Genomic DNA, 25,482 nt, shown 5'->3' with positions numbered 1-25,482 from the left:
GATCCACGCCATGCGTGGATGAGGCACCGGTAGATCCACGCCATGCGTGGACAAGGCACCAGTAGATCCACGCCATGCGTGGATGAGGCACCGGTAGATCCACGCCATGCGTGGATGAGGCACCAGTAGATCCACGCCATGCGTGGACAAGGCACCGGTAGATCCACGCCATGCGTGGATGACGCCCAACAAAAAAGGGCGAAGCCTTCGCTTCGCCCTTCCACATCCATCATTCCAAACGCCCGCGCGCCGATCAGGTTTCGCGCAGCGCCGTGGTGATCGGCAGGCGCGCCGCGCGCAGTGCCGGGAACAGGCCACCGACCAGGCCGATGCCCAGCGCCCACTTCAGCCCATTCCACAGCAGCTCCGGCGACACATGGAACTTGAACACCACCGCGCTGAAATTGCTGCCGATGGTGGACACGCTGTACCCGTTGAACAACAACCAGGCCACGGCGCAGCCGAGCAAGCCACCCAGCAGCGCCAGCAGCATGGTTTCCAGCATCACCGCAGTCACCACCGGCAGGCCGCGGAAGCCGATCGCGCGCATGGTGGCGATCTCGCGTGCACGCGTGGCCACGGCGGCATACATGGTGTTGAGCGCACCGAACACCGCGCCCACTGCCATGATCGTGCCGATCACCTTGCCGAGGATGTCGATCAGCGTGGTCAGGCCGCCGCCCTGCTTGCTGTAGTAGGCGCGCGTGGTTTCCACGTCCAGCTTCAGGCGCGGGTCGGCAGCCACCGCCGCCTTGAACTGCTCGAAGCCGGCCTTGCCATCGGTGCGCACGCTGATCGACTGCCATGCACCGCGCTGGTAGGTGGTGGCCAGCGTATCGGCGTCGGTCCACAGCTCCGAATCATGTGCGTCGCCGGTGGCGAACACACCCACCACGGTCCAGGCCTGGTTGCCCAGGGTCAGCGTCTTGCCGACATCCAGATTGCGGAACTGTCCCTGCGCACCCTGGCCGACCACGATCTCGCGCAGGCCGGTGGCGAACTTGCGGCCCTGCACGATCTTCACCTTGTCATGCACTGCCCACGCCTGTGGGCCGACGCCGCGGAACTGCGCATTGACGTCGGTGCCATCGGCCCGCGACACCAGGTTCACCACCTGCGAGAGTTCCGGCGACAGCAGGGGCCGGCCTTCGCCATCGCGGCTGATGCCGGGCAGGGTGGACAGCGTGGGTACCTGTTCGCGGGTGATGACCGAGTTGGTCTCGGCCTGCGAGCCACCCCGCAGCACGATGGCGGTGGTGTCATCGCCGGTGTTGTTGAGCGTGGCCTGGAAGCCTTCGCCCATCGCCAGCATCGCCACCAGCACGCCGACCACGCCGGCGATGCCGACCACGATCACCGAGGAGGCACCCCAGCGCTGCGGCAGGCTGGCGATGCCGATGCGGGTGGCCGCCAGGGCCAGGCGGCCGCTGCGGGTCAGCAGCAGCCACAGCGCCACCAGCACGGCCACGGCCAGCACGCCAAACCATGGCAGGCCGATCCACAGCACCAGGCCCACCGCCAGCAGCAGCACGGTCAGCGCGTTGCCCAGCCACTTCTTGAGCTTGTTCATTGGAAGTCCTCCTCAGCGGCCGGCCAGCGCATCGACGATCTTCAGGCGCTTGGCCCGAAGCGCAGGCAGCAGCCCGACCACGATGCCGATCACCACGATCAGGCCCACGCCCACCAGCCAGGTGGGTGTGGGTACGTGCGGCGGCAGCATGCCCATGCTCTTCGGCGCGATGGCCGGCAGCACCAGCGCGGCCAGTCCCATGCCGATCAGGCCACCGAGGCCGATCAGCAGCACCGACTCGACCATCACCAGCGTCAGCACGGTGCCATCCTTGAAGCCCAGGGTCTTCAGCGTGGCCAGTTCGGGAATGCGCTCGCGCACGGCCTGGGCCATGGTGTTGCCGGTCAACAGCAGCAGGGTGAAGAACACCGCGCCCATGATCGAGGTGACGATCATGCCGATATCCGCGAACTGCTTGACGAAGGCCTGCTGGAACGCCGATTCGGTCTGGGTCTTGGTTTCGTGGTCGGAGTTGGCCGAGATCGCATCGATGGCCTGGGCCACCCGCGAGGCATGGTCGGGGTTGTCCAGGGTGATCGTGTACCAGCTCACCTGGTTCTTGATGTAGTCGTTGGATTCGTCGAAGTACTTCCAGTTCATCATCAACTGGCGCTCTTCGTTGCCCGCCTGCGCGCGGTCCTTGGAACGGAAGATGCCCTTCAGTTCCAGCGGCCAGTCATTGCTGCCGCCACGCGGGAAGATGGTGGCCTGCAGCGGGATGGTGTCGCCGATCTTCCAGCCGAACTGGTTGGCCAGGCTCTCGCCGACGATGGCACCGGTGCGGGTCTGCTTCCAGTCTTCCAGCTGCGCCGGGTCGATCTGCAGTTCGCGGTAGACATCGAAGTAGTTGGGCGACACCGAGAAGTTCGGGAAGAAGTTCTTCGGGTCCTGGTAGATGCCGCCGAACCACATGCCATAGGCCACGTCGCGCACGCCGTCGACCTGGCGGATCTGCGTTTCCAGGCGGATCGGCAGCGACTGGGTGATCGACAGGCGCGATGCGGTGACCAGGCGGTTGGCACCTTCCACGCTGCCGCCGGAGTTGAATGCCACGCGTACCGAATCGAGCATGCCGAACAGCAGGAACGCGGCGACCACCGAGAGCAGGGTCAGCAGGGTCCGGGTGCGGCTGCGGAACAGCTGCGCCCAGACAAGGGAAAAGTATTTCATCGCCGGGGCCTCCGTCAGTGGGCCAGCGGGGCGTCGGCCAGCTCGCCCTTGTCCAGGTGCACCGTGTGGGTGGCGTACTCGGCGGCCTTCGGGTCATGGGTGACCATGATGATGGTCTTGCCGTGTTCGCGGTTGAGCTGCTGCAGCAGGCCCAGGATCTCCTCGGCCGACTGCCGGTCGAGGTCGCCGGTGGGTTCGTCGCAGATCAGGAAGGTCGGGTCGGAGACGATGGCGCGGGCGATCGCCACGCGCTGCTGCTGGCCGCCGGACAGTTCGTTGGGGCGGTGGTTGCGGCGGTCGGCCAGGCCGACCAGGGTCAGCGCGATCTCGGCATTGCGCCTGCGCTGGGCGGCGCTGAGGTGGGTCAGCAGCAGCGGCAGTTCCACGTTCTTCTGCGCGGTCAGCATCGGCATCAGGTTGTAGAACTGGAAGACGAAGCCGACGTGGTGGCTGCGCCAGGTGGACAGCTGGCCGCCGCTCATCTGGTCGATGCGCTCGCCTTCGATGCTGATCTCGCCGCCGCTGGGGTTGTCCAGGCCGCCGATGAGGTTGAGCAGGGTGGTCTTGCCCGACCCGGACGGGCCCATCAGCGCGACGAAGTCGCCGCTGGCGATGTCCAGGTCGATGCCGTGCAGCACCTTCACTTTTTCCGGGCCGCGTTGGTAGGTCTTGGTGATGTTGCGCAGTGAAACCAGGGTCGACATGGGTGGTTCTCCACGGAAGGCGGGAAACGGGGCACTGCGCCTGCGGTAGCCGCAGGCGTGCGTCGAACGGTGCTGCCGGCGGCGCCACGCGGGCGCCTGGTCGTTACTGCGCTTGTTTCTGTTGCACCTTGGCGCCATCGCGCAGGGTCTGCGGTGGGTTGACCACCACCGGTTCACCCGCGCTCAGGCCCTTGAGGATCTGGCGGTCCTTGCCCATCGCCTGGCCGGCCTGCACGGTGCGCTGCTGCACGCGGTCGGCATCGCCCAGCACGAAGGCCACGCTGGCACCTTCGCGCTCGACCACGGCGGTGGCCGGCACGCGCACGCCCTGCGGCCTGCTGGCGGCGGCCTGCGGCTGCGCCTGCTCCAGGAAGCTGACCCGCACGCCCATCTCCGGCACGATGCGCGGGTCCTTCACCTTCAGCGCGACGCGCACCTTCACCGTCGCCTTGCCACGGTCGGCGGTGGGGATGATGGCGATCACCTCGCCGGGGATCTTCCATTCCGGGTAGGCATTGAGCGTGGCTTCCACCGGCATCTTCGGCTGCACGCGGCCGATGAAGGCTTCGCCCACTTCCACTTCGATTTCCAGCGAATCCATGTCGACGATGGTGCCGATGCCGGTACGGGTGAAGCCGCCGCCGGCCGACAGCGGCGAGACGATCTCGCCCGGCTGCGCGGCCTTGGCGGTGACCACGCCGGAGAACGGCGCGCGCACGATGTTGTTGTCCACGCCGAGGTCGGCAATGGCGAGCTGGTCGCTGGCCACCTTGACGTTGCGCTGGGCGGTATCCAGCTGTGCACGCACGCTGTCACGCTGGGCCACGGCCTGGTCGTACTGCGAACGCGAGACCAGCTGCTGGCCCACCAGTGCCTGCAGGCGGCTGGCTTCGGCGGCGGCCTGGCGCTGCTGCGCCTGCAGGCCGGCCACCTGCGCACGCGCCGCCTGCACCTGCGACGCGGACAGGCTGCGCTGTGCATCGGCATCGATCGGGTCCAGCGTGGCCATGATCTGGCCGGCCTCCACCCGCATACCTTCCTCGATCATCACCTCGCGCACCTTGCCGGTGATCTTGGCCGACACCGTGGCCATGCGCCGGGCCACCACGTAGCCACTGGCATCGAGCACCGAACTGCTGGCACTGCCCTGCTGGATCGCCACCGCCGGTGCGGTCTCGACCTCAGGCGCCGGCTCGCGGCCGAACAGCAGGAAGGCGCCGCCGGCCAGCAGCAGCACGATGACGACCAGGGCGATCCACAGCCAGCGGCGGCCGCCCGGGCCATCCCCGGAGGACGGTGGCGGGTTCTTGCGGTCGATGCGGAGTTCCTTCAACAGCTCGGCAGAAGCGTTCATTGCGTTCCATCACAGGCGTTCGGGCGGATATGGCCGGAAGGGCGACAGCGGCGGTTCCGGTGGACAAGCGTGCAGCGCAGCATGCAGGTGGCACGGGGCGGGATGGCAGTGACAGCTGTCACCCGATGGAGCTGACGGCGGCCACTGCGAAACGTGACCGGCGCGGCACAGGATGGCAACGTCCCCGCTACCGGTACCGCACCGATGGATCCGACCGCAGCTCCCACTACGGCCCCGCTGGCCCGCCTGCACCAGGTGCAGGTGCATTACGCCGGCCATGCCGCACTGCAGGGTATCGACCTGCAGGTGCGTGCCGGCCAGGTCCTGGCCCTGCTGGGCCGCAACGGTGCTGGCAAGAGTACCGCGATCAGCGTGCTGCTGGGCCTGCGCCGCGCCGATGCTGGGCAGGTTGAACTGCTCGGTGGCGATCCGCAGCAGCGCGCCAGCCGCCTGGGGCTGGGCGTGATGCTGCAGAGCACCAGCCTGCCGCCGATGCTGCAGGTGGATGAACTGGTGGCACAGGCCAGCGCCTGCTATGCCGCGCCGATGCCGTTGGCGGAGGTGCTGCAGCGCACCGGACTGCAGGATCTGGCCCGACGTCGCTATGGGAAGCTGTCCGGTGGCCAGCAGCGCACGGTGCAGTTCGCCATCGCGCTGTGCGGCCGCCCGCGCGTGCTGTTCCTGGATGAGCCCACCACCGGCCTGGACATCCAGGCGCGGCAGGTGATGTGGCAGGCGATCCGGCAGCTGGTGGCCGAAGGCTGCGGCGTGCTGCTGACCACCCATTACCTGGAGGAAGCCGAAGCACTGGCACAGCAGGTGGTGGTGCTGGAACAGGGCCGCGTGCTGGCTGATGCGCCGCTGGCCGAACTGCGCCTGGCCGACCGGCCGCGCCGCATCCGCTGCCGCAGCAGCCTGGCGGTGGAGGACGTGCAGCGCTGGCCGGGCGTGCAGCAGGTGCAGCGCGATGGCGCGCACCTGCACCTGTTGGCCAGCCCGGCCGAACCGGTGGTGGCCCGCCTGCTGGCCGCCGATGCGCAGCTGCAGGAACTGGAAGTACAGGGCGCGGCGCTGGCCGACGCCTTCCTTGACATGACCCGGGAGGCTGCATGAACACCGTGACCCGTTCCCTCGCTGCGCCGCGCCCATCCCTGCGTGCCGTCCTGCGCCCCTACATCGCCGAGCTGCAGGCCGAACTGCGCCGGGCCTGGCGCACGCCGGCCTTCGCCGTGCCCTCGCTGCTGTTCCCGGTGCTGTTCTACCTGTTGTTCGGCGTGCTGCTGGGGCGTGGCCATGCGCCGCTGTACCTGCTGGCCACCTACTGTGTGTTCGGCGCGATGGCACCGGCCCTGTTCGGCTTCGGCGTGCAGTTGGCGCTGGACCGCGAGGGTGGCCTGCTGACCCTGAAGCGCGCGCTGCCGATGCCGGCCGCAGCGCCCCTGCTGGCGCGGCTGGCGATGGCGGTGCTGTTTGCGCTGCTGGTGGCCGGGCTGCTGGTCACCGTGGCCTGCACCCTGGGCGGCGTGCATCTGCAGGCGCAGCAGATCCTGCAGCTGCTGGCGGTGGCGGCACTGGCAGCGCTGCCGCTGGGCGCCATCGGCCTGCTGATTGGCAGCCATGCCAGTGCCAGCGCGGCACCGGCGATGGTCAACCTGGTGTACCTGCCGCTGGCCCTGCTGTCGGGGCTGTGGCTGCCGCTGTCGGCGCTGCCGAAGCTGTTTTCCACGATGGCACCGCTGTGGCCGACCTGGCACCTGGCCCAGCTGGCACTGCCCGTGGTGGGGCAGCCGGCGGTGGGCAGCATCGCCGGGCATCTGCTGGTGCTGCTGGGCGTGACCGTGGCGGCGCTGCTGCTGGCGCGCCGTCGCCTGCGCCGGGTCGGCTGAACTGGCATGATCGGCAGCGAACGTTCCCGCCTGGATCCGCCCGTGCCATCGAACCGGCTTGCGTCGCTGCTGCGCCCCGCGCCGGATTCGGCCGTGGCCGACCTGCTGCGGCGGGGCAAATCGCCGTGGAGCGGTGCGATCCACCTGCTCTGGTCGGTGTGGATCTTCCTCACCCCCGCGTTGGGCAACGGCTTCACCCTGCGCTGGCTGTTCCTCACCCTGGCCAGCTATCCGCTGTTCCTGCTGCTGTATGCGCGGGTGATGCTGGCGCCGCGCCACCACGGCCCGCGCTATGCGCTGGCGATGGTCGCGCTGTCGCTGGTGCTGCTGCCCTGGTATCCGTCCGGCCTGAGCTACTTCGTGTTCGGCTGCGTGATGATGCGCATGAGCGGGCGCAGTGGCTGGTGGATGTACCTGCTGCAGCTGACCGCACTGAACATCGTGTTCTGCGCCGCCGCGCTGTACTTCGGCTACCCGTGGCAGGCGCTGGTGTGGATGCCGGCGGTGTCCTTCATCGTCGGCCTGGTGGTGAACGTGGAGGCGTTGAGCCAGCAGCGCGACGTGGCCCTGCAGCTGTCGCAGGAGGAAGTGCGGCGGCTGGCGACCACGGCCGAGCGCGAGCGCATCGGCCGCGACCTGCACGATCTGCTGGGCCACACGCTGTCGCTGATCACGCTGAAGCTGGAACTGGCCCGCAAGCTGTACGACCGCGATGACGCGCGTGCGCGGCAGGAGATCGGCGAGGCCGAGGCCATTGCCCGCGAAGCGCTGGCGCAGGTGCGCAGCGCGGTTACCGGCATCCGCGCCAGCGATCTGGCCGGCGAGCTGGCTTCGGCGCGGCTGCTGCTGGAATGCCAGCAGGTGCACCTGCACTACACGGTGCCGCCGCCGATGCCGGTGGAGGTGGAGCGCGGCCTGGCGCTGGCGCTGCGCGAGGCGGCCACCAACATCGTGCGCCATGCGCAGGCGACCCAGGCACGGGTGGAGTTCATGCAGGAAGGACGGCAGCTGGTGATGCAGATACGCGATGACGGACGGGGCGGCCTGCAGGCCGAGGGCAACGGCATGTGCGGCATGCGCGAGCGCGTGGCTGCGCTGGGCGGCCAGTTGCAGGTGCAGTCGGGCAAGGGCGAGGGCACGCTGTTGACCCTGCGCGTACCGCTGGCGGCAGCCACCCCGCCGGTCCCGCCGGCGTCGCTGGCACAGGATGGTGCAGCATGATCCGCATCCTGCTGGCCGAGGACCAGGCGATGGTGCGCGGCGCGCTGTCGGCGCTGCTGGGCCTGGAACCGGACATCGAGGTGCTCGGCAGCGCTGCCGATGGCGAGGCGGCCTGGCGCATGCTGCAGCAGCTGCAGCCGGACATCCTGGTGACCGACATCGAGATGCCCGGCCTGACCGGCCTGGAGCTGGCCCAGCGCATTGCCCGCCACGAACTGCCGATCAAGGTGGTCATCGTCACCACCTTCGCCCGCGCCGGTTTCCTGCGCCGCGCGCTGGAAGCGGGGGTGCTGGGCTACCTGTTGAAGGACGCCCCGGCGGAAAACCTGGCCGACGCGCTGCGCAAGGTCCAGCAGGGCATCCGCGCGATCGACCCGCAGCTGGCGATGGACGCGTGGTCGCAGGCCGACCCGCTGACCGACCGCGAGCGGCGCGTGCTGCGCCTGGCCGGCGAAGGCCGCACGGCCAGCGAGATTGCAGAGCAGCTGGGCTTGTCGCACGGCACGGTGCGCAATTACCTGTCCGAATGCATCGGCAAGCTGGGCGTGGCCAACCGCATCGAGGCGTACCGGCTGGCCCGGCAGAAGGGCTGGCTGTAGAGCCGAGCCCACGCTCGGCTGCGGTTCGTCGCTGCGCGCCGCCGCCCGAGCATGGGCTCGGGCGCTACCGGATGCCGGCTTTGCTCAATCCTTTCCACGCGCCATCGCCTGGAACACGCCCAACACGTACTGTTGTAGAGCCGAGCCCACGCTCGGCTGCTGTTCGTCGCTGCGCGCCGCCGCCCGAGCATGGGCTCGGGCGCTACCGATTCGCGTCGCTCAATCCTTTCCGCGCGCCATCGCCTGGAACACGCCATCGCGGCGCACCCACAGGTGGAACAGCGCCGCGCCCACGTGCATCAGTACCGTGGCGAACAACACATACGCCAGCAGGCTGTGCGCGTTGCGCAGGGCCGCATACAGCGCCGGAGTGTGCGGCACGATCGGCGGCAGGTGCACGCCGCCCCACAGGGTGATCGGGTAGCCGCCGGCCGACAGCATCGCCCAGCCGATCAGCGGCATCGCCAGCATCAGCCCGTACAGCATCCAGTGCGAAGCCTTGGCCGCCAGCGCCTGCCACACCGGCAGGTCCGCCGGCAGCGGCGGCGGGCGGTGGCGCAGGCGGTTGTACAGGCGCAGCAGCACCAGCACGAGGATGGCGATGCCCAGCGGGCGGTGCAGGTCGACCAGCATCGGCCGCAGGTGCAGCGAGGCGACCATGGTGACGCCGACGAACAGCATGGCCAGGATCATCACCGCCATGGTCCAGTGCAGGATGCGCGCGAGCAGGTTGAAGTGGCCGTTGCCGGTGCTCATCGTGCGGCCTCCTTCTTCGGCGGTTCAACGTTGCCGGCGGCGCGTTCGCGTTCGCGGCGATTGAAGGACTGCGAGTACACGGCCGAGCGCGCGGCCAGGATCGGGTCGTCACTGCCGCGTACGCCGCTGGGCAGGATCAACGGATCGAAGTTGATCTGGCCGCAGGCGCCTTCCTCCTGCGATTGCATGCGGTCCAGGCTGAGCACGCCGGCCACCACCTGGTCGCGCGTGTCCGGCCACGGCGTGGACGGATCGTCGATGGCATCGCCGGGCGCGGCGGTGCTGACCACCAGGTTCCACTGCACCGGACCCTTGGCCAGGCGCTGCTGCAGTTCCTGGCTGAGGAAATCGACGCTGGCCTGCTTGCGCGTGTCCGCATCCATCTCCACCACCGGTGCCAGCGGCTGCCAGCGCCAGCGCACCGCGCGCTTCTGTCCCTGCGCGTTGGTGAACCAGAAACTGTTGACGCTGTTGTAGGTGGTGTCGGCCCAGCTGCTGGTCCACGGCGCAGTCTTCGCCCATTGCTGGAAGGCCTGCGCGCTGGGGTACCTGGCCAGCACGGCCGCCATCTTCTGCGGGTCGGGCTTGCCGGTGGCCGGGTCGGGGATGGAAGCGCGGGTCTGCTCGTAGAACGCCTCGGCGTCGGGCACCGCGAAGAACGGGAAGCTGTTCATCGCCATCCGCCATTCCTGGCCATCGTCGCTGACCATCTGCACGGCCATGCTGCGCACGCGGGCGGTGTTGTCGGCGCCGTACGGGTCGCCGCCACCGATCGACAGGCGGCCCATCACCGGCACGCGGGCCTGCGAGAACACCCGCGCGCTGGACAGGGTGGGTGCCTGCGCGCTGGGTTCGAACCAGCCGCTTACGCAGATGCCCTTGCTGTGCGCGCGGCGGAAGCCCGGGTGGGCCGGGCCGGTGGCTTCGATGGTGTCGGTGAAGCGCTGCGCGGTGAGGCGGTTGCCGATCCAGCCGGCCAGCCAGGCGAAGGCCAGCGCGACGCCGCCCAGGATCAAGGCGATCAGGGTGATCCAGGGCAACGGGGAATGGGCGCGCGGTGCGCCGGGCGTCTGGCCGGCGCGGGTGTAGCGGAAGAGCGACATGGTCGGGTTCCTGCCTTCACGGATCGTGTGGGTGGTCGACCCGCACATCCTCGCAGAACCCGGCCGGGGCCGAAATTCAATTTTTCGTCAGATTTGCCAGCCCCGGCCCCGGCCCCGGCAGCGGTAGAGTCGACCGTTGGTCGACTGCTCTCCGACCGGCCCTGGAAAATCCCGCGCTGCGCGCGATAGTCGACTGACAGTCGACTCTACCGTGGAGCGCGTGCCGCCGCCCCGCCGCCTCACCGGCCAGGCCGGTGGGGCAGGGGAGCGCGCAGGCTCAGGCGTACCGTGCCTTCAGCATCGCCCAGGCCGAACGCAGGGCCAGGGCCTCGCCACCGGCCGGACGGCCCGGGCGTTCGCCGTCGTTCCAGGCGTACACGTCCAGGTGCGCCCAGCGCTGGTCGTTCTCCAGGAAACGTTCCAGGTACAGCGCGGCGGTCACCGAGCCGGCCATGCGCGAGCCGGCATTGGCCAGGTCGGCCACGCCGCTGCTCAGGTAACGCAGGTACGGGCGCCACAGCGGCATGCGCCACACCGGGTCGCGGGTTTCATCGCCGGCCTGCAGCCACTGCTGGGCCACCGTGTCGTCATTGCTGAACAGCGCCGGCAGGTCCGGGCCCAGGGCAATGCGCGCCGCACCGGTGAGGGTGGCGAAATCCAGCACCAGGTCGGGCTTCTGCTCGCCGGCGAAGGTCAGTGCGTCGCACAGGACCAGGCGGCCTTCGGCGTCGGTGTTGTCGATCTCGATGCTCAGGCCCTTGCGCGTGGCGATGATCTCGCCCGGACGGAAGGCATCGGGGCCGATTGCATTTTCCACCGCCGAAATCAGCAGGGTCAGGCGCACCGGCAGCTTCTGGGCCATCACCAGCCCGGCCAGGGCCAGTGCGTGGGCGGCGCCGCCCATGTCCTTCTTCATGTTGCGCATGCCGTCGGCCGGCTTGATGTCCAGGCCGCCGGTGTCGAAGCAGACGCCCTTGCCGACCAGCGCCAGCGCCGGGTCGCTGTCCTTGCCCCAGCGCAGCACGATCAGGCGCGGCGCACGGTGCGAGGCACGGCCCACCGCATGGATGGCCGGAAAGTTCTGCTTCAGCAGTTCATCGCCGGTGATCGCTTCGACCTGCGCGCCATGGGTGTCGGCCAGCGCACGCGCGGCGTCTTCCAGCTGCTGCGGGCCCATGTCCTCGGTCGGGGTGTTGACCCAGTCGCGCACGCGCAGGCTGGCGGCGATCAGGTCGGCCACTTCCGCGCCGGGGCTGGCCAGCAGCTGCGCCGGTGCACGGTTGCGCTTGCGGTAACGGTCGAAGCGGTAGCTGCCCAGGCCCCAGCCCAGCTGCAGCAGCGCCTGTTCGGCGGCCGGCAGTTCGGTGGCCAGCTGCCACACGCTGCCTTCGGGCAGGGCGTGCGGGGCATGTGCATAGGCGTAGGCATCGGCGCGGTCGCCCACCCCGATCACCGCACCGGCCAGGCCGTTCTCGCCGGGCAGCAGGGCCACGCTGTGGGCGCCGGCGGTGAAGCCCTGTGCGTCCAGCCATGCCTGCCGGGCAGCCGGCTGGGCGGCCTTCCAGCGGGCGAACTGGTCGCGGTCCAGCACGTGCAGCGGCAGTGCGGCGGTGGCAGTGGCGGTGAAGCCGGTGATCTCGCTCATGCGTCAGTTACTCCGGTGTTCGTCGGCGGCATCAAGGTTGGCGTCCAACCAGTCGGCCAGGCCGGTAAGGGTGTCGAACTGCAGGTCCGGCTGCAGCTGCGGATGGGTCCAGGTGGCGGCGTCGCGGTTGATCCAGCAACCGCGCAGGCCAGCGGCGATCGCCCCGGCCACGTCCATCTCGACATGGTCGCCCACGTGCAGCACCTGCGCCGGGGCCACGCCCAAGCGCTCGCAGGCGGCATGGAAGATGCTGGCCTCCGGCTTGGCCGCGCCGTGTTCGCGCGCGCCCAGCTGGAAGGCGAAAAGATGCGACAGGCCGATCCGCTCCAGGTCGGCGTTGCCGTTGCTCAGTGCTGCCACCGGCACCCGCGCGGCGATGCGCGCCAGCGCCTCCAGCGCGTCGGGGTAGCATTCGACTTGGTTGCGTGCGGCATAGAACACTTCGTAGGCCGGCTCCAGCAGGTCCAGGCTGGCGCCGCTGTTCTGCAGCGCCTCCTGGATCGTCAGCCGGCGCAGTGCGCTGAGGTCGAAATGCAGGTGCGGGTTGTCGCGGAAGGAGCGCTCGCGCAGTTCGCGCATCGCCGCCACCGGGTACATGGCAGCGGTGGCGGGGCTGTGCTCGCACATCCATTCGTGCAGGACCACGTCGATGCGGGCGCCGATCGGCGCGAACGGCCACAGCGTGTCGTCGAGGTCGAGGGTGATGGCTTGGACTGGAAATTTCACCCGGCCATTCTACGCCTGCCCGCCGGGGCTTTCATTCCAGCAGCCGCGCCCAGCCCTGCATGCCCTCCACGCGGGCCAGCACCAGCTTGATGCAGACCAGCAGCGGCACCGACAGCAGCAGGCCGACCATGCCCCACGCCCAGCCGAACACCATCAGGGCCAGGATCAGCACCAGCGGCGAGAGCTTCATCTGCCGGCCCAGCACGATCGGGGTCACCAGCTGCCCTTCCAGCGTATGCAGGCCCAGGTAGGCCGCGGCCGGCAGCAGGGCCTGCAGCGGGTCGCGGAACTCGACGAAGCCCATCAGCAGCATCATCGCCACGCCGATCAGCGGGCCCACGTACGGCGCGAAGTTCAGCAGCGCGGCCACCGTGCCCCACAGCAGCGCTTCCTGCAGGCCGATGCCCAGCAGCATCAGCACGCCGGCAAACACCAGCCCCACCAGCGTGTTGATGACGCTGATGGTGAGCACGTAGCGCGAGACCTCGCGTTCGATCGAGCGCAGGATGTCCGTGGTGAACCGTTGTTGCTGGCGGTTGGGGAACAGCGCGATGGCCGCGCGTTGCAGGCTCTCGCCATAGATCATGAAGAACAGGGTGAGCAGCACCACCGCCAGCACCGATGCGGCCAGCTTGGGGGCCCGGGTCAGCATGCGGTAGGGGTCGTCCAGCTGGGTGCGGATGACCTGGATCCTGCGGTTGCTCTCGCCACCGGCCGCGCGCGCGAAGTTCTCCGCCGCCAGGTTGGCCTGCTGCACCGGCTTGGTCAGGTCCTGCACCTGGCGGGCGACCTTGCGCAGCTGCTGCGGTGCTTCCTGCGCCCAGTCCATCGCCGGTCCGATCAGCTGCACGCCCAGCGAGGCGGTCACGCCCAGGCCGGTGCCGAGGATCAGCAGTGCACCGACCGCGCGAGGGATCCATAGCCGGCGCAGGAAACGCAGGATCGGGTTGCCCACCAGCGCAAAGAACATGGCCAGCAGCACCGGCAGGATGATGTCCTGCGCGGCCCACAGGGTGAAGGCCACGGCGAGGGTGGCCAGCACCACCAGCGACATCGGCCCGCGTGGGCGCGACGGCGGCGGCAGGGGCGCCGCGTTGTCCGGTCGGGGTGCCGCAGGGGACAGCAGGGACTCGCTCATCGACGCACCAACCGGGAAGGGAGGCCCATTATCAGCCCGCCGCGATCAACGCGGCGGGTGTGTCGAGTCAACGCTCGGAGACGTCGGTGGCCGCTTCGGCCGGCTGTGGTTCGCGCAGTTCCGGTTCGGGCGTGGCAGCCGCGCGCGGGGCAGGGCGGGCCGCGGCCTGCGGGGCCATCTGCTCGGCCGCCTCATCGGCCTGGTCGGCGGCTTCATCAGCCGTATCGGCCGCGTGTGCCGCCATCGCGGCGGCAAACGCGGCCTGGCCACTGGCAAACAGGTTCGATACCGAGCCGATCATCTGCAGCCAGCGTGCGCCGTTCACCTTGCCTGGTACTTCCAGCTTGCCGGCCAGGAAACCGCCGGCCAGGCCGACGGTGATGATGCGCAGCGGCGACCAGCCCTGCCGCCAGACCTGGCTGAGTACGGTCCAGTTGTCTTCGGTTTCGGCCATGCGCACGGCCATCACCTGTTCGCAGCGCTTCACCCGCCGCTGCAGCGCGCCGAACTTCATGGCTTGCCCTCCGGAATCTGCACCTCGGCGTCGGGGTCGTCTTCGCTGGGTTCGTCGAACAGGCCCAACTTCGACAACTGGCGCCGCGTGGCATGCATGCCGGTGTGGTGGAAGAAGTAGGACACCCGCCAGATCGCATAGCCGGTCACGGCCAGGCTCAGCAGCGAGGTGATCAGCAGGGCCTGCAGCCAGCTCAAGCCCCAGCTCTGCAGCAGGGCGATGAGGGTGGCGGCCATCAGCAGCCAGGCCGAGGCCCCGAAGACGATGCCCACCCCGGCCCAGGCCAGGGCGCGGCCGAATGCGCTGCGGGCCAGGGCGAAGTCGGCCGAAGCCAACCGCCGCAGCGAGCGCAGCGAATTCCTGGCCGAATCGGCGGCGGCCTTACCTGCCGCGCCGACCTGGCGGATGCTCTCGTCCAGCGGCGGGGTCGCCGCCGGATCGGGTGCTTGCGTGGTCTCTTCGCTCACGCCGCAGCTTACTTGTCGCTGCTGCTGGCCAGCTTGGCGATCAGCCAGCCAGCGGCGAAGGCCACGCCGAACGACGCCAGCGGACGCTCGCGGATCAGCTCGGCGGCGCTGTCGACCAGGTCCTTGCCCTTGTCCATCAGTGCGTCGACCTGTTCCTTGGCAGCGGCACCGCCGAATTCGGCAGCGGCCAGGCCGGACAGCGCGCTGTCGGACAGTTCGGCCTTGACGTTGGCCTTGCCGATGCGCAGTTCGTCACCGGCGGCGCCGGTTGCACCCTTGATCGCACCGCCGGCAGCGGTGGCGGCCTGCTTCAGGTGGGAACCGGCTTCACCCAGGTGTTCCTTCAGGTTCTCGGTATTGGTGGGGCTCATCGAATCACTCCTGTTGCGATGGGGGGACGAACGAAGGGTTCGGCCGATAGGGCGTACAGCAATAGCATCGGCCGGGTATAGGGGGTGTTACGGCGGGGCGATCAGCGCATCACCAGCTGGCCTTGCTGCTGGCCATTGTTGCGCAGGATGCGCAGCACCAGGTTGGCCGGGCGCTGCTGGAAGTTGGCACGCCAGCTGGCCAGGTCGGCGAATTCGCCCACCGTGGCCTCGGCGATGATGTCGCCCTGCTGCAGGCCGTTGCTGGCCGCGCGGCTGCCGCGCTTGACCTCGCTGACCAGCACGCCGCCCACGCCGGACTGGCGCAGCGACTCGGGCAGGTCGGTGAAGGTGGCGCCGGTCAGGCGCGGGTCCAGGCTTTCGCCGGTGACCGATCGTGCCTGTTCCTTCAGCGTGGCCTTGATCTGCACCGCTTTGCCTTCGCGGCGCACGTCCAGCGCCAGCACGCTGCCGACGGCGGCCAGGCCTTCGACGTTGTGCAGCGCTTCGGCGCTGTCCACGCGCTGGCCATTGGCCGACACCACCACGTCGCCCGGCTTCAGCCCGGCTGCAGCGGCGGCCGAACCGGCCAGCACGCGGGTGATCAGCGCGCCACGCGTTTCACCCAGGCCCAGGCCCTGGGCGATCTGCGCGCTCAGGTTCTGTGCTTCCACGCCCAGCGTGCCGCGCACCACCACGCCGTGCTTGACCAGCTGGTCGACCACGCTGCGCGCCAGGTTGGACGGAATGGCCAGGCCCAGGCCGATGTTGCCGGCCATGCTGCCCTGCGGGTTGAAGCTGGCCGTGTTGATGCCGACCAGCTGGCCCTGCAGGTTGACCAGCGCGCCACCGGAATTGCCCGGGTTGATCGACGCATCGGTCTGGATGAAGTTCTGGTAGCCCAGGCCGCGGATGCCGGTGCGGCCCACCGCCGAGACAATGCCCGAGGTCACCGTCTGGCTGAAACCGAACGGGTTGCCGATGGCCACCACGAAGTCGCCCACCCGCAGCTGGTCGCTGTTGCCCAGCTTGATGTCGGTGAGGTTCTGCGCCGGGATGCGGATCAGGGCGATGTCGGTGTCGCGGTCCGAACCGAGGAATTCGGCCTTCACCGTGCGCCCGTCGGCGAGGGTCACCTGCACGTCGTCGGCGTTGTCGATGACGTGGTGGTTGGTCAGCACCAGGCCCTCGCTGGCATCGATGATGACGCCCGAACCGAGCGATTCGTTGATGCGTTCCTGCGGCACGTCCGGGAACAGGCGGCGGAAGAACGGGTCGTTGAAGAACGGATTGCGCACCCGCACCACCTGCTTGGTGTTGACGCTGACCACCGCCGGCATGGCCTTTTCCAGCATCGGCGCCAGCGACGGTACCGCCTGCCCGGCAACCGCGGCCGGCAACGCGGCACTGGTCGTCAGCGCGGCGGGAAGCGGCGCGGCATCGGCGCGGTTGTCCAGGTGGGCGTTGATGCCTGTGGCGACGAAGCCGCCGAAGGCAGCCGCGATTGCGAGCGTGAGCAGGGTGGGAAGCGGTCGCATGGGAGTCGGTTCGCTGGCGGTGGAGTGGGGCCGTAGGGCTATACGGTAGAACAAGCTGAATGAGTGTGTCGCGATCCGGATAAATGGCCCATGAAAAAAAGCCTGGCTCGCGACGCGCATATCGACCCTGCAGGCGTGCCTCCGCCGCGTGCCGACACGTTCCGATACTTGCGCAGTTCGGCGCATCCTGGCGTTGCCATGGCGCTTGCCGCGCATCTCTTGCACGGGCCATGCAGCGCCATGGGCGGGATGCCGGTGCACACGCGGGCATCATCGCGTAGCACTTAAATAAAGGGGTTTTCTGAATGAAGGTCGGCCTGGCACTGGCTGTCGCTTACACCAGGGCCGTCGCATCCGATGCGATTGGATATGTGCGCCCCGTTCCACGATGGACAATGTCGGTATAGCATCGCCCCGTTTTGACAATCCAGGCCCCCAGGAGGGCAACATGAGCAACGGTAATGGTGTGTCGGTCGTGACCGACGCCGTCGAGAACGTTAAAGAAACCGCCGCCAACGTTGGCGAGACCATCGCCCACGCCGCCGAAGACGCCGTGAAGTCGGTCAAGAAGACCGTCAAGCGCGCCACCAAGGCTGCCGGTACCCGCGTTGCCAAGGCCAAGAAGGCTGTGGCCAAGGTCGAGAAGACCGTTGCCAAGAAGGCTGACAAGGCTGCCAAGTCGGTCGGCAAGACCGTCGCCAAGGCGAAGCAGAAGCTGGAAACGGCCAAGAAGAACGCCAAGGCCGAAGCCGCTGCCCTGAAGAAGGAAGTGGCCAAGAAGAAGGCTGCTGCCGGCAAGGCCGTGACCAAGAAGGCCGCTGCGGCCAAGAAGACCACCAAGGCCGCCACCAAGGCTGCCGGCAAGAAGGTCGCCACCGTGAAGAAGGCCGCCACCAAGAAGGCTGCCGTCGCCAAGAAGACCGTTGCCAAGAAGACCGCGGCCGCCAAGAAGGTTGTCGGCAAGAAGGTCGCTACCGCCAAGAAGGCTGTGGCCAAGAAGGCTGTGGCCAAGAAGACCGTCGCCGCCAAGAAGGTTGTCGGCAAGAAGACCGCCGTTGCCAAGAAGGTCGCCACCAAGAAGACCGCCGCTGCCAAGAAGGTCGTCGGCAAGAAGGTTGCTGTCGCCAAGAAGACCGTTGCCAAGAAGACCGCTGCTGCCAAGAAGGTTGTCGGCAAGAAGGTTGTCGGCAAGAAGGTCGCCGTCGCCAAGAAGGCTGCGCCGCTGAAGAAGGTTGCCGCCAAGAAGGCGCCGGCCAAGAAGGCCGCTGCCAAGAAGGCCCCGGCCAAGGCCGTGCGCAAGGTCGCCAAGCGCAAGTAATCGCGCGGTGACAGAAGGCCCTTCCGCCCCCGGGCGGGAGGGCCTTTCGCATTCCAGGGGCAGGCATTGCGGCAAGATGCGGGTTCTTCCCGCTGGAGCCCCGGGCATGCGCGGTATCGATTTCAGTTCCTGGCAGGGCGTACTGTCCACCCTGGCCGGCCTGGTCCTCATCACCCTGCTGGGCGTGGGCATCCGCCTGCTGGTGATGCAGACCCTGCAGCAGCGCCGCGAGCGCGAGAACCGGCAGATCAACGAACGCCTGCGCACGCTGATGGCGGCCTACAAGACCCTGGGCGGTTCCTTCACCGGCGAACTGGGCGTGGACCCCACCCATCGCCGTGACCTGCGCCAGCGCGAAGAAGCCGAAGGCATCGCTGAGCCACGCTCGGACCGCGCCCGGCGCATCCGCGATGCGGTCGAAGCCGCCCTGTCCGACATCCTGCTGCTGGGCACCGACGAACAGGTGCGCCTGGCCGCGCGTGCCGCCGAGGAACTGGCACAGGGCCGGCCGGTGCACACCCACGAACTGGTGATATCGCTGCGCGACTTCGTGCGCGAGGCACTCGATCTGGCGCCCATCCCGAGCGATCTGCGCATTCCACCGCAGGGGCCCACCCGGCCCGGTGGCAGTGGCGGTGGCAGTGGCAAGGGGCGCAACGACGGCGATGCCAAGGGCGGCCGCGGCGGTGGTGGCGGCATGGGCGGCGGCATGGGTGGCATGGGCCTGGGTGCCGGCGCCGCGCTGGGCGCCGGCCATGCGGCCGGAAGTGATGACACGGACGCGCGCTGAGCACGCGCGCCCGGCCATCGGTGCTCAGGCGGTCAGTTCGTAGATCGGGATGAAGCCACCGTAGATCATCCGCGCACCATCGAAGGGCATCGGGTTCTTCGCCGGATCCAGCCGCGGGTCTTCCATCATCTTCTGCATGCCTGCATCACGGGTGGCCTTGTCCGGCCACTCGATCCAGGAGAACACCACCGTTTCCTCCGGCGTGGCCTTCACCGCACCGAAGAAATCGGTGGTCTTGCCGTGTGGCACATCATCGCCCCAGCACTCGACCACGCGCAGCGCGCCGTACTCGATGAACACCACGTCGCCGCTGCGCGCGTGGGCGAGGAATTTTTCCTTGTTGGCGGTGGGCACCGCCAGGACGAAACCATCGATGTAACTCATCGCTTGCCTCCGAGGTGGGCCGTGCCACATGCACGGCCTTCAATGACCCGACGAACCAGCGTGGGGGAAATCGACAACGGTGCTGGCAACACGCGGCAATCACGCCAGAGCTGCGTTCGCGACCGCGCGCGTATGCCTGAAAGAGCCTGAATCAAGGCAAAAAATTCAGCAATGCGAAGGTCGCTGTTTTCAGGGAGCGTTGTGGCGAATAACGGAGAATTTACATTCCCGATGCGATGGCGCCCTGGCGCTGCTGCACAACATAAGAAAGTAAAGGTGTACCCCCATGAAGAATTCGCTGATTGCCCTGGCGCTGGCCGCTGCCCTGCCGTTCACTGCCTCGGCCGCCGAGAACCTGTCCTACAACTACGCTGAAGCCGACTACGCCAAGACCGACGTCGACGGCATCAAGGCCGACGGTTGGGGCGTGAAGGGTTCCTATGGCTTCCTGCCGAACTTCCATGCCTTCGGTGAATACAGCCGCCAGGAAATCGACCACACCAACCTGAAGGTTGACCAGTGGAAGATCGGTGCCGGCTACAACGTTGAAATCGCCCCGTCGAGCGACTTCGTTGCCCGCGTCGCCTACCAGAAGTTCGACCCGAAGCACGGCCTGGACTTCAACGGCTACAGCGCTGAAGCCGGTATCCGCACCGCCTTCGGCCCGCACGCCGAAGTCTACGGCCTGGTGGGTTACGAAGATTATTCGAAGAAGCACGGTGTCAATCCGGAAGGCCAGTGGTACGGCCGCCTGGGTGGCCAGGTCAAGCTGAACCAGAATTGGGGCCTGAACGGCGAGCTGAAGATGAACCGCCACGGCGACAAGGAATACACCGTCGGCCCGCGCTTCAGCTGGTAATCGCACCACGGCGCGCCCGTGCGCTGGATGTGCATCGACAGGCCCGGCATTGCCGGGCCTGTTGCGTTCTGGCGAACCGGAATGAAAGGTGACCGTTGAACGGCTTGCCTGTTGCATTGCAATAAATTGGATTCCGCTGCTGGCGGCGCGCACCTACGGTGTGGGTGCTGTGCAACAGGACCGCCGCAATGCTACCTGCGCTACCTCCCTTGCTTTCCGATCAGCCGCGTCGCCTGGCGCTGCTGGATCCGCATCCGGTGCTGCGGCTGGGCGTGGAAGTGCTGTTGAGCCAGCACAGCGGCGTGCTGGTCTGCGCCAGTCATGCCGACCCGGCACGGCTGCTGGCACAGCTGCAGCGAGACCCGCAGTCACTGGACCTGCTGGTGGTGGATGCGTTCGCGCTGGGCGATCGAGGCGATGGCCTGGCCCTGCTGCGCGAGCTGGACCAGTGCTACCCGCACCTGCCCGTGCTGGTGCTGTCGGCCCACTGCAATGCCAGCACGGTGGCCACGGCCATGCAGGCCGGTGCGCGCGGCTTCATCTCCAAGGCTTCCTCGCCGGACGCGCTGCTGCGCGCGTTGGACACGCTCTCGCGGGGCGGCCGCTTCGTGCCGCCGGAGCTGCACAGGCAGCTCAACCGATCGCACACGCAGCGTGCGACCGCGCTGGCGCTCACGCCTCTCAGCCCGCGCGAACGCGAAGTGCTGCGGCTGGTACTGCAGGGCTGCAGCACCGGGGAAGTGGCACGGCGCTTCCAGCGTTCGGCCAGCACCATCAGCACGCAGAAGAAAACGGCCTACCAGAAGCTGGGCATCCGCAGCGATGGCGAGCTGTTCCGCATCCGCCACCTGCTGGACGCCAGTTGAAGCGCAGGCTTACTCGCCCTGGTACTGCTTCTCTTCCACCAGCGCCGAGCCGGCGACGCGGTTGATCTCGTTCTTCACCACGATGCGCTCGCCATTGGTGCCGTAGACGCCGCGGGCCAGCTGGATGAACGCATCATCGAACACCTGCGCTGCTTCCTTGTCGCGCAGCTGGTCCTGGATGTCCCACATGCGTTCGTTGATGGCCTTGAGCTGGGTGCGCAGCGCGCCCAGCGCCGGCTGCGCCTGCAGCTGCTGCTGCAGCAACGGCAGCAGGCCGTCCAGCTCGGTGCGTACGTTGGCCAGCTTGGCGGCATCGTCGATGCGCTCGGCCTTGATCTCGAGAATGGTGATCTTGTCGATCAGCTCGCCGATCGATACCGGGGTCAGGATGGCGTCCACGCGGTTGGTTCCTGGAAACAGGGGGCCATGATACCCCGGCTGTTGCCGGCGCCCGGTCGCTTTACGGTGAATTTGCGCGTTGGGCGTGGCTGCGCCATCGATCCGTTACGGCGCTGCCGCCGACACTGCCGTCCCGGCGGCGCGACCGCCTTCGACGAGGAACACCACGCAGTGGACAGCAAGGGGATGAGCGCGGCCGTGGCCGCACTGGTGGCCGGCCTGCTCGGCATCGGCAGCGCGCAGGCGCAGGTGCAGGCCAGCGGCAACATGGCGGTGACCAGCGATTACGTGTGGCGCGGCAGCTCGCAGACCGGCGGCGACCCGGCGGTGCAGGCCGGGGCGAAGCTCGCTCTGCCTTCAGGCCTGTATGCCAGCGTGTGGGGATCGAACGTGTCGTTCACCCCGGACAGCGGCGCGCGCAGTGAATTCGATCTGGTGGCCGGCTGGTCCGGCGCGGTGGCGCAGGACTGGACCCTGGATGCCAACCTCACCCGCTACCTCTACCCGGGCACCGGCCGTGCACTGGACTGGACCGAACTGGGCGCCACGCTCGGCTGGAAGCAGCGGGCCTGGTTGCAGCTGGCCCATTCCAGCGATGCGCTGGCCGGTGGCCATCGCGGCACCTATGCACAGCTGGGGGCACGCCTGCCGTTGAACGAACGCTTCCGCCTGGAAGCGGCCGTCGGCCACTACTGGCTGGCCGACGCACAGGGCCCGGACTACCTGCATGGCCAGCTCAGCGCCATCGCCACCCTGGCACCTGCGTGGGAACTGCGGGCCACCGTGCATGACACCGACAATGCCGCGCGCCGGCTGTTCCCCGGCAATGCCGGCGGGCGCTGGGAGCTGGCCCTGCAGGGCAGCTTCTAGCGGGCGATGGCCGCCTGGCGCGCACGCCACGCGCCGGGCAGCCACAGCAGCAGGGCCAGCACGGCCACCGCGGCACCGGCCACGCATACACCGGCCCAGCCGAAGTGCTGGTAGACCTGCGCCGACAGCAGCGAACCCAGCGAACCGCCGATGAAATAGCCGGTCATGTAGCCGGCGTTGAGGCGGTTGCGTGCTTCCGGCTGCAGCGCATAGATCAGGTTCTGGTTGCTGACATGCAGCAGCTGCGCGGCCAGGTCCAGCACCACCACGCCCGCCAGCAGCGCCAGCAGCGAGTGCGCCGACAGGCCCAGCGGCAGCCACGACAGCAGCAGCATCAGCAGCGCGATGGCGGTGGCGCGGCCGGTCTGGCCGCGGTCGGACATGCGCCCGGCCAGCCCCGCTGCCAGCGTGCCGGCGGCACCGACCAAGCCGAACAGGCCGATGGTGGCGTCGCTGTATTCGTAGGGCGGCTGTGCCAGCAGGAAGGCCAGCGGCGTCCAGAAGATGGCGAACATGGCGAAGCTGCAGGCACCGAGCAGGGTGCGCTGGCGCAGCACCGGTTCCTGCACGAACAGGGTGCCGATCGAACGCAGCAGGGCGAAGTAGCCCAGGCCGGCGCTGTGGTGGAAGCGCGGCAGCCCGCGCTGCAGGGCCAGTGCGGTCAGCACCAGCACGGCGGCGGCGATGGCATAGACCAGGCGCCAGTCGCCCAGGCTGGACAGCAGGCCGGCCACGGTACGCGCCAGCAGGATGCCCAGCAGCAGCCCGCTCATCAGCGTGCCGACCACCCTGCCGCGATGTTCCGGTGCGGCCAGGGTGGCGGCGAACGGCACCAGCACCTGCGCCACCACCGAGAACAGGCCAGTGATGGCGGTGCCCACCAGCAGCCAGGCCAGTGACGGCGCACAGGCACTGATGACCAGCCCGGTGGCCGAGAGCAGGCTCATCACCACGATCAGCCGCCGCCGCTCGAACAGGTCGCCCAGCGGCACCAGCAGGATCAGGCCGGCGGCGTAACTCAGCTGGGCGGCCGTCACCACCATCCCGATCTGGCCGAACGGCACGCCGAAGGCATCGGCAATGGTGTGCAGCAGCGGCTGCGCGTAGTAGTTGCTGGCAACCGCCACGCCGGTGGCCACCGACATCAGCAGCACCTGCCAGCGGTGCAGGGGAGGGAGGGACGGGCTCACGGGGCATTCCAGAACGTGGGAGCACAGTGTCCTCCTGCTGCATTGATGATGGAAATGAATCATCATCATCCTTGGCATCTGGAAACCAGATGATGATGCGGGGCGGCATGCCGTGAACCTCAAGCAGCTTGAATTCGCCGTGGCCCTGGCCGAGGAGGGCAACTTCACCCGTGCCGCCGCGCGCTGCCACGTGGTGCAGTCGGCGCTGAGCCACCAGATCGCGCATCTGGAAGCAGAACTGGGGACGCCGCTGTTCGAGCGGCTGCCGCGCCAGGTGCGGGTCACCCCGGCCGGCGAGGCGCTGCTGGTGCATGCGCGGCAGGTGCAGGCCAGCCTGCGCCACCTGCGCGCCGATGTCGCCGCGGTGACCGGCACGGTACGCGGCACGCTGGCGATCGGGCAGATTTCCTCGCTCACCGACATCGACGTGGTGGCCATCCTCGCCACCTTCCGCGAGGCCTACCCGCAGGTGGAATTCCAGCTGCGCGTGGACAAGAGCGAAACCCTGATCGCGCAGGTGCAGGCGCGCGAACTGGATGTCGCCCTGGTCGGTCTGGCACCGTCGGCCAGCCTGGATGGCGTCTGCCACCAGATGCTGCAGGAAGAGGACCTGGTGGCGGTGGTGGCGCCGACGCACCGGCTGGCCGGGCAGGCGCGGTTGCCGCTGGCCCGGCTGCAGGACGAGGCGCTGGTGGATTTCGCGCGCGGGACCGGCGCGCGCCGGCAGACCGACGATGCATTCGCCGCGGCCGGCCTGCCGCACCCGGTGCGTTTCGAGGTCAACCAGATGGAGCTGATCGAGCGCTTCGTCCGCCATGGCCTGGCGGTGGGCATCGTGCCGGTGCTGATCGCGCAGGGGTTTGAAGGGGTGGTGCGGATACCGCTGCAGCCCACCCCGACCCGGCGCGTGCACCTGGCCTGGCAACGCCTGCCCACGCCGGCGGCGCGGGCCTTCGTCGATGCCGTGCTCAGCCGCGAACGCGCAGGCTCAGGCCCTTGAGGAAGTTGCGCAGCATCTGGTCCAGGCAACGCCGGTAGTTGGTATGGCCGGGCTGGCGGAACAGCGCGCCGAGCTCGGATTTGGACACCTTGAAGCCGACGCTGGCGAAGATCTCCATCAGGTCCACGTCGCGCAGCTGGAAGGCCACGCGCAGCTTCTTCAGCACCAGGTTGTTGTCGATGCGGGTTTCCACCGCGCGCAGCGGCTGGCTCTCGCCGCGGCCCCGCAGGTGCACGATCAGGCCATCCAGGAAGTGCGCCAGCGCGCCATCGTTCATCGGTTCGAAGCCCGCTTCGTCGTCGCGCCGCAGCCAGGCCTTCACCTGCTCGGCATCGACCACGAAGGCCGGGTCGGCCATCTGGCACAGGGTCACCACGTGGTGGTCGCCCAGGTCCAGCGCGTAGCGCACGCTGCGCAGTACATCGTTGTTGATCATGGCCCATTGTACCGGCCTGGCGCGTGTCACCGGACTGTCATCCCGTCGTAGCAAAGTGTGCGCACTTCCGCTGAGACTTCGCCGATGCGCCGGTTCCTCCTGTCCGCCCTGCTGGTTGCCAGCAGCTTCGCCGCCACCGCCCAGGACCGCTTCGTGCCGGTCGAACAGCGCCTCAGCGCGGCCCAGTTGGCCGAAGTTGGGCTGAGCCCGGCACAGCTGCAGGCGCTGAACCGGGTGATGCGCGAGGCGGAAACCGCAGCGCCGGCCCCCGCAGCCCTGGCCACCCGACCGGCGGCGCCCCTGCCGGCAAACGTTCCGGCCCCGGCCGCCATGCACCTGGGCCTGGAAGAAGGCCCGGTCACGGCGCGGGTGGTGGGCGATGTCGCCGGCTGGGAACCCGGCACCGTCTTCACCCTCGACAATGGCCAGCAGTGGCAGGTGATGAAGGGCCAGATGAAGCTGCGCAGGACCCTGCAGGCACCGCAGATCGAAGTGATCCCGGGCATCGCCGGGCGCTGGTTCCTGCAGGTGGACGAAGACCTGCCCAAGGCACGCGTGTTCCGCCTGCGCTGATCCCGGGCTGGGCACCCCGGCCTGATCCGGCAACGCAG

At 68.5% G+C, this 25,482-nt stretch carries 28 protein-coding genes; 11 read left to right on the top strand and 17 right to left on the bottom strand.

Annotated elements, in window-relative coordinates; translation table 11 throughout:
* Window positions 1-253: 253 nt before the first annotated feature.
* The 4 genes from IAE41_RS08660 to IAE41_RS08645 all read right to left on the bottom strand — a co-directional run bounded on the left by IAE41_RS08660 (window position 254) and on the right by IAE41_RS08645 (window position 4,798).
* Window positions 254-1,570, bottom strand: coding sequence for an ABC transporter permease (locus IAE41_RS08660; RefSeq protein WP_200732814.1), 1,317 nt, complete (start codon window positions 1,568-1,570; stop codon window positions 254-256).
* A gap of 12 nt (window positions 1,571-1,582) precedes the next feature.
* Entirely contained in the window at window positions 1,583-2,740 is a 1,158-nt protein-coding gene (locus IAE41_RS08655; protein ID WP_079224932.1) for an ABC transporter permease, read from the bottom strand.
* A 14-nt stretch (window positions 2,741-2,754) separates the two neighbouring features.
* The gene (locus tag IAE41_RS08650; RefSeq protein ID WP_200732813.1) at window positions 2,755-3,444 is read right to left on the bottom strand and encodes an ABC transporter ATP-binding protein; all 690 of its coding nucleotides are present in this window, start codon (window positions 3,442-3,444) and stop codon (window positions 2,755-2,757) included.
* A gap of 103 nt (window positions 3,445-3,547) precedes the next feature.
* Window positions 3,548-4,798, bottom strand: a complete 1,251-nt coding sequence (locus IAE41_RS08645; RefSeq protein WP_200732812.1) for an efflux RND transporter periplasmic adaptor subunit — start codon at window positions 4,796-4,798, stop codon at window positions 3,548-3,550.
* Window positions 4,799-5,002: 204 nt separating this feature from the next.
* On the opposite strand from IAE41_RS08645, the gene IAE41_RS08640 reads away from it, so the two are divergent.
* The 4 genes from IAE41_RS08640 to IAE41_RS08625 are packed head-to-tail and all read left to right on the top strand — an operon-like array spanning window position 5,003 to window position 8,504.
* Complete coding sequence (locus IAE41_RS08640) at window positions 5,003-5,911, top strand: ABC transporter ATP-binding protein (protein ID WP_200732811.1); 909 nt, start codon at window positions 5,003-5,005, stop codon at window positions 5,909-5,911.
* Window positions 5,908-6,684 carry an ABC transporter permease gene (locus IAE41_RS08635; protein WP_200732810.1) on the top strand — a complete coding sequence of 259 codons (777 nt, stop codon included), beginning with the start codon at window positions 5,908-5,910 and terminating at the stop codon, window positions 6,682-6,684. Before IAE41_RS08640 ends, IAE41_RS08635 begins: the two co-directional genes overlap by 4 nt.
* 6 nt (window positions 6,685-6,690) lie before the next feature.
* Window positions 6,691-7,905, top strand: a complete 1,215-nt coding sequence (locus IAE41_RS08630) for a sensor histidine kinase (RefSeq protein WP_200732809.1) — start codon at window positions 6,691-6,693, stop codon at window positions 7,903-7,905.
* The gene (locus tag IAE41_RS08625) at window positions 7,902-8,504 is read left to right on the top strand and encodes a response regulator transcription factor (RefSeq protein ID WP_079224937.1); all 603 of its coding nucleotides are present in this window, start codon (window positions 7,902-7,904) and stop codon (window positions 8,502-8,504) included. Before IAE41_RS08630 ends, IAE41_RS08625 begins: the two co-directional genes overlap by 4 nt.
* 219 nt (window positions 8,505-8,723) lie before the next feature.
* Here the strand turns inward: IAE41_RS08625 and IAE41_RS08620 are convergent, their stop codons facing one another.
* The 9 genes from IAE41_RS08620 to IAE41_RS08580 form a co-directional block, all read right to left on the bottom strand.
* Window positions 8,724-9,260 carry a cytochrome b gene (locus IAE41_RS08620; protein WP_108745758.1) on the bottom strand — a complete coding sequence of 179 codons (537 nt, stop codon included), beginning with the start codon at window positions 9,258-9,260 and terminating at the stop codon, window positions 8,724-8,726.
* On the bottom strand, window positions 9,257-10,363 hold the full coding sequence (locus tag IAE41_RS08615; protein WP_200732808.1) for a catalase family peroxidase: 1,107 nt from the start codon (window positions 10,361-10,363) through the stop codon (window positions 9,257-9,259). Before IAE41_RS08615 ends, IAE41_RS08620 begins: the two co-directional genes overlap by 4 nt.
* A gap of 277 nt (window positions 10,364-10,640) precedes the next feature.
* On the bottom strand, window positions 10,641-12,008 hold the full coding sequence (locus tag IAE41_RS08610) for a M17 family metallopeptidase (protein WP_200732807.1): 1,368 nt from the start codon (window positions 12,006-12,008) through the stop codon (window positions 10,641-10,643).
* 3 nt (window positions 12,009-12,011) lie between these two features.
* Window positions 12,012-12,734, bottom strand: a complete 723-nt coding sequence (locus tag IAE41_RS08605) for an HAD-IA family hydrolase (protein ID WP_200732806.1) — start codon at window positions 12,732-12,734, stop codon at window positions 12,012-12,014.
* A 31-nt stretch (window positions 12,735-12,765) separates the two neighbouring features.
* Window positions 12,766-13,872 carry an AI-2E family transporter gene (locus IAE41_RS08600; protein WP_200732805.1) on the bottom strand — a complete coding sequence of 369 codons (1,107 nt, stop codon included), beginning with the start codon at window positions 13,870-13,872 and terminating at the stop codon, window positions 12,766-12,768.
* A gap of 67 nt (window positions 13,873-13,939) precedes the next feature.
* Window positions 13,940-14,386: a protein sip-5 gene (locus IAE41_RS08595; RefSeq protein WP_079224948.1), complete on the bottom strand. Its 447-nt coding sequence runs from the start codon at window positions 14,384-14,386 to the stop codon at window positions 13,940-13,942.
* The gene (locus IAE41_RS08590; protein WP_200732804.1) at window positions 14,383-14,853 is read right to left on the bottom strand and encodes a phage holin family protein; all 471 of its coding nucleotides are present in this window, start codon (window positions 14,851-14,853) and stop codon (window positions 14,383-14,385) included. The genes IAE41_RS08595 and IAE41_RS08590 overlap by 4 nt, the downstream gene beginning before the upstream one ends.
* An 8-nt stretch (window positions 14,854-14,861) precedes the next feature.
* Window positions 14,862-15,224, bottom strand: a complete 363-nt coding sequence (locus IAE41_RS08585; RefSeq protein ID WP_079224951.1) for a hypothetical protein — start codon at window positions 15,222-15,224, stop codon at window positions 14,862-14,864.
* 101 nt (window positions 15,225-15,325) lie between these two features.
* Window positions 15,326-16,759, bottom strand: a complete 1,434-nt coding sequence (locus IAE41_RS08580; protein WP_200732803.1) for a Do family serine endopeptidase — start codon at window positions 16,757-16,759, stop codon at window positions 15,326-15,328.
* A 448-nt stretch (window positions 16,760-17,207) separates the two neighbouring features.
* Between IAE41_RS08580 and IAE41_RS08575 the strand changes: the two genes are divergently transcribed.
* Complete coding sequence (locus tag IAE41_RS08575) at window positions 17,208-18,077, top strand: histone (RefSeq protein WP_200732802.1); 870 nt, start codon at window positions 17,208-17,210, stop codon at window positions 18,075-18,077.
* Window positions 18,078-18,183: 106 nt separating this feature from the next.
* A complete protein-coding gene (locus IAE41_RS08570; RefSeq protein WP_200732801.1) occupies window positions 18,184-18,867 on the top strand; it encodes a hypothetical protein in 684 nt (227 codons plus the stop codon).
* A 24-nt stretch (window positions 18,868-18,891) separates the two neighbouring features.
* On the opposite strand, the gene IAE41_RS08565 is transcribed toward IAE41_RS08570, so the two are convergent.
* Complete coding sequence (locus IAE41_RS08565; protein ID WP_079224958.1) at window positions 18,892-19,251, bottom strand: DUF1428 domain-containing protein; 360 nt, start codon at window positions 19,249-19,251, stop codon at window positions 18,892-18,894.
* Window positions 19,252-19,537: 286 nt separating this feature from the next.
* On the opposite strand from IAE41_RS08565, the gene IAE41_RS08560 reads away from it, so the two are divergent.
* Complete coding sequence (locus IAE41_RS08560; protein ID WP_079224960.1) at window positions 19,538-20,110, top strand: Ax21 family protein; 573 nt, start codon at window positions 19,538-19,540, stop codon at window positions 20,108-20,110.
* Between the two features lie 188 nt (window positions 20,111-20,298).
* Entirely contained in the window at window positions 20,299-20,976 is a 678-nt protein-coding gene (locus IAE41_RS08555; RefSeq protein WP_200732800.1) for a response regulator transcription factor, read from the top strand.
* A gap of 9 nt (window positions 20,977-20,985) precedes the next feature.
* Here the strand turns inward: IAE41_RS08555 and IAE41_RS08550 are convergent, their stop codons facing one another.
* Entirely contained in the window at window positions 20,986-21,375 is a 390-nt protein-coding gene (locus IAE41_RS08550; RefSeq protein WP_079224964.1) for a DUF6165 family protein, read from the bottom strand.
* 171 nt (window positions 21,376-21,546) lie between these two features.
* Here IAE41_RS08550 and IAE41_RS08545 point away from each other — a divergent pair, with 171 nt between their 5' ends.
* A complete protein-coding gene (locus IAE41_RS08545) occupies window positions 21,547-22,245 on the top strand; it encodes a TorF family putative porin (protein ID WP_283222310.1) in 699 nt (232 codons plus the stop codon).
* Here IAE41_RS08545 and IAE41_RS08540 read toward each other — a convergent pair.
* A complete protein-coding gene (locus tag IAE41_RS08540; RefSeq protein WP_234458392.1) occupies window positions 22,242-23,390 on the bottom strand; it encodes an MFS transporter in 1,149 nt (382 codons plus the stop codon). The two genes, IAE41_RS08545 and IAE41_RS08540, sit on opposite strands and share 4 nt — an antisense overlap.
* Before the next feature lie 157 nt (window positions 23,391-23,547).
* Here IAE41_RS08540 and IAE41_RS08535 point away from each other — a divergent pair, with 157 nt between their 5' ends.
* Complete coding sequence (locus IAE41_RS08535; protein WP_200732797.1) at window positions 23,548-24,435, top strand: LysR family transcriptional regulator; 888 nt, start codon at window positions 23,548-23,550, stop codon at window positions 24,433-24,435.
* On the opposite strand, the gene IAE41_RS08530 is transcribed toward IAE41_RS08535, so the two are convergent.
* On the bottom strand, window positions 24,404-24,871 hold the full coding sequence (locus IAE41_RS08530; RefSeq protein WP_200732796.1) for a DUF1456 family protein: 468 nt from the start codon (window positions 24,869-24,871) through the stop codon (window positions 24,404-24,406). The genes IAE41_RS08535 and IAE41_RS08530 overlap by 32 nt on opposite strands.
* A gap of 84 nt (window positions 24,872-24,955) precedes the next feature.
* Here IAE41_RS08530 and IAE41_RS08525 point away from each other — a divergent pair, with 84 nt between their 5' ends.
* A complete protein-coding gene (locus IAE41_RS08525; protein WP_200732795.1) occupies window positions 24,956-25,444 on the top strand; it encodes a hypothetical protein in 489 nt (162 codons plus the stop codon).
* The last annotated feature ends 38 nt before the right edge of the window (window positions 25,445-25,482 follow it).

It is taken from the genome of Stenotrophomonas sp. S39 (assembly GCF_016624665.1).
Classification (GTDB): domain Bacteria; phylum Pseudomonadota; class Gammaproteobacteria; order Xanthomonadales; family Xanthomonadaceae; genus Stenotrophomonas.
The sequence above is the reverse complement of the archived record's forward strand: the minus strand, read 5'-3'. Positions and strand labels throughout refer to the sequence as shown.

Excerpts from the sequence above, each read along its gene's own strand:
- IAE41_RS08660 (WP_200732814.1), bottom strand. The coding sequence starts at position 1,570 with ATGAACAAGCTCAAGAAGTGGCTGGGCAACGCGCTGACCGTGCTGCTG.
- IAE41_RS08655 (WP_079224932.1), bottom strand. The coding sequence starts at position 2,740 with ATGAAATACTTTTCCCTTGTCTGGGCGCAGCTGTTCCGCAGCCGCACC.
- IAE41_RS08650 (WP_200732813.1), bottom strand. The coding sequence starts at position 3,444 with ATGTCGACCCTGGTTTCACTGCGCAACATCACCAAGACCTACCAACGC.
- IAE41_RS08645 (WP_200732812.1), bottom strand. The coding sequence starts at position 4,798 with ATGAACGCTTCTGCCGAGCTGTTGAAGGAACTCCGCATCGACCGCAAG.
- IAE41_RS08640 (WP_200732811.1), top strand. The coding sequence starts at position 5,003 with ATGGATCCGACCGCAGCTCCCACTACGGCCCCGCTGGCCCGCCTGCAC.
- IAE41_RS08635 (WP_200732810.1), top strand. The coding sequence starts at position 5,908 with ATGAACACCGTGACCCGTTCCCTCGCTGCGCCGCGCCCATCCCTGCGT.
- IAE41_RS08630 (WP_200732809.1), top strand. The coding sequence starts at position 6,691 with ATGATCGGCAGCGAACGTTCCCGCCTGGATCCGCCCGTGCCATCGAAC.
- IAE41_RS08625 (WP_079224937.1), top strand. The coding sequence starts at position 7,902 with ATGATCCGCATCCTGCTGGCCGAGGACCAGGCGATGGTGCGCGGCGCG.
- IAE41_RS08620 (WP_108745758.1), bottom strand. The coding sequence starts at position 9,260 with ATGAGCACCGGCAACGGCCACTTCAACCTGCTCGCGCGCATCCTGCAC.
- IAE41_RS08615 (WP_200732808.1), bottom strand. The coding sequence starts at position 10,363 with ATGTCGCTCTTCCGCTACACCCGCGCCGGCCAGACGCCCGGCGCACCG.
- IAE41_RS08610 (WP_200732807.1), bottom strand. The coding sequence starts at position 12,008 with ATGAGCGAGATCACCGGCTTCACCGCCACTGCCACCGCCGCACTGCCG.
- IAE41_RS08600 (WP_200732805.1), bottom strand. The coding sequence starts at position 13,872 with ATGAGCGAGTCCCTGCTGTCCCCTGCGGCACCCCGACCGGACAACGCG.
- IAE41_RS08595 (WP_079224948.1), bottom strand. The coding sequence starts at position 14,386 with ATGAAGTTCGGCGCGCTGCAGCGGCGGGTGAAGCGCTGCGAACAGGTG.
- IAE41_RS08585 (WP_079224951.1), bottom strand. The coding sequence starts at position 15,224 with ATGAGCCCCACCAATACCGAGAACCTGAAGGAACACCTGGGTGAAGCC.
- IAE41_RS08580 (WP_200732803.1), bottom strand. The coding sequence starts at position 16,759 with ATGCGACCGCTTCCCACCCTGCTCACGCTCGCAATCGCGGCTGCCTTC.
- IAE41_RS08575 (WP_200732802.1), top strand. The coding sequence starts at position 17,208 with ATGAGCAACGGTAATGGTGTGTCGGTCGTGACCGACGCCGTCGAGAAC.
- IAE41_RS08570 (WP_200732801.1), top strand. The coding sequence starts at position 18,184 with ATGCGCGGTATCGATTTCAGTTCCTGGCAGGGCGTACTGTCCACCCTG.
- IAE41_RS08565 (WP_079224958.1), bottom strand. The coding sequence starts at position 19,251 with ATGAGTTACATCGATGGTTTCGTCCTGGCGGTGCCCACCGCCAACAAG.
- IAE41_RS08560 (WP_079224960.1), top strand. The coding sequence starts at position 19,538 with ATGAAGAATTCGCTGATTGCCCTGGCGCTGGCCGCTGCCCTGCCGTTC.
- IAE41_RS08555 (WP_200732800.1), top strand. The coding sequence starts at position 20,299 with ATGCTACCTGCGCTACCTCCCTTGCTTTCCGATCAGCCGCGTCGCCTG.
- IAE41_RS08540 (WP_234458392.1), bottom strand. The coding sequence starts at position 23,390 with ATGTCGGTGGCCACCGGCGTGGCGGTTGCCAGCAACTACTACGCGCAG.
- IAE41_RS08530 (WP_200732796.1), bottom strand. The coding sequence starts at position 24,871 with ATGATCAACAACGATGTACTGCGCAGCGTGCGCTACGCGCTGGACCTG.
- IAE41_RS08525 (WP_200732795.1), top strand. The coding sequence starts at position 24,956 with ATGCGCCGGTTCCTCCTGTCCGCCCTGCTGGTTGCCAGCAGCTTCGCC.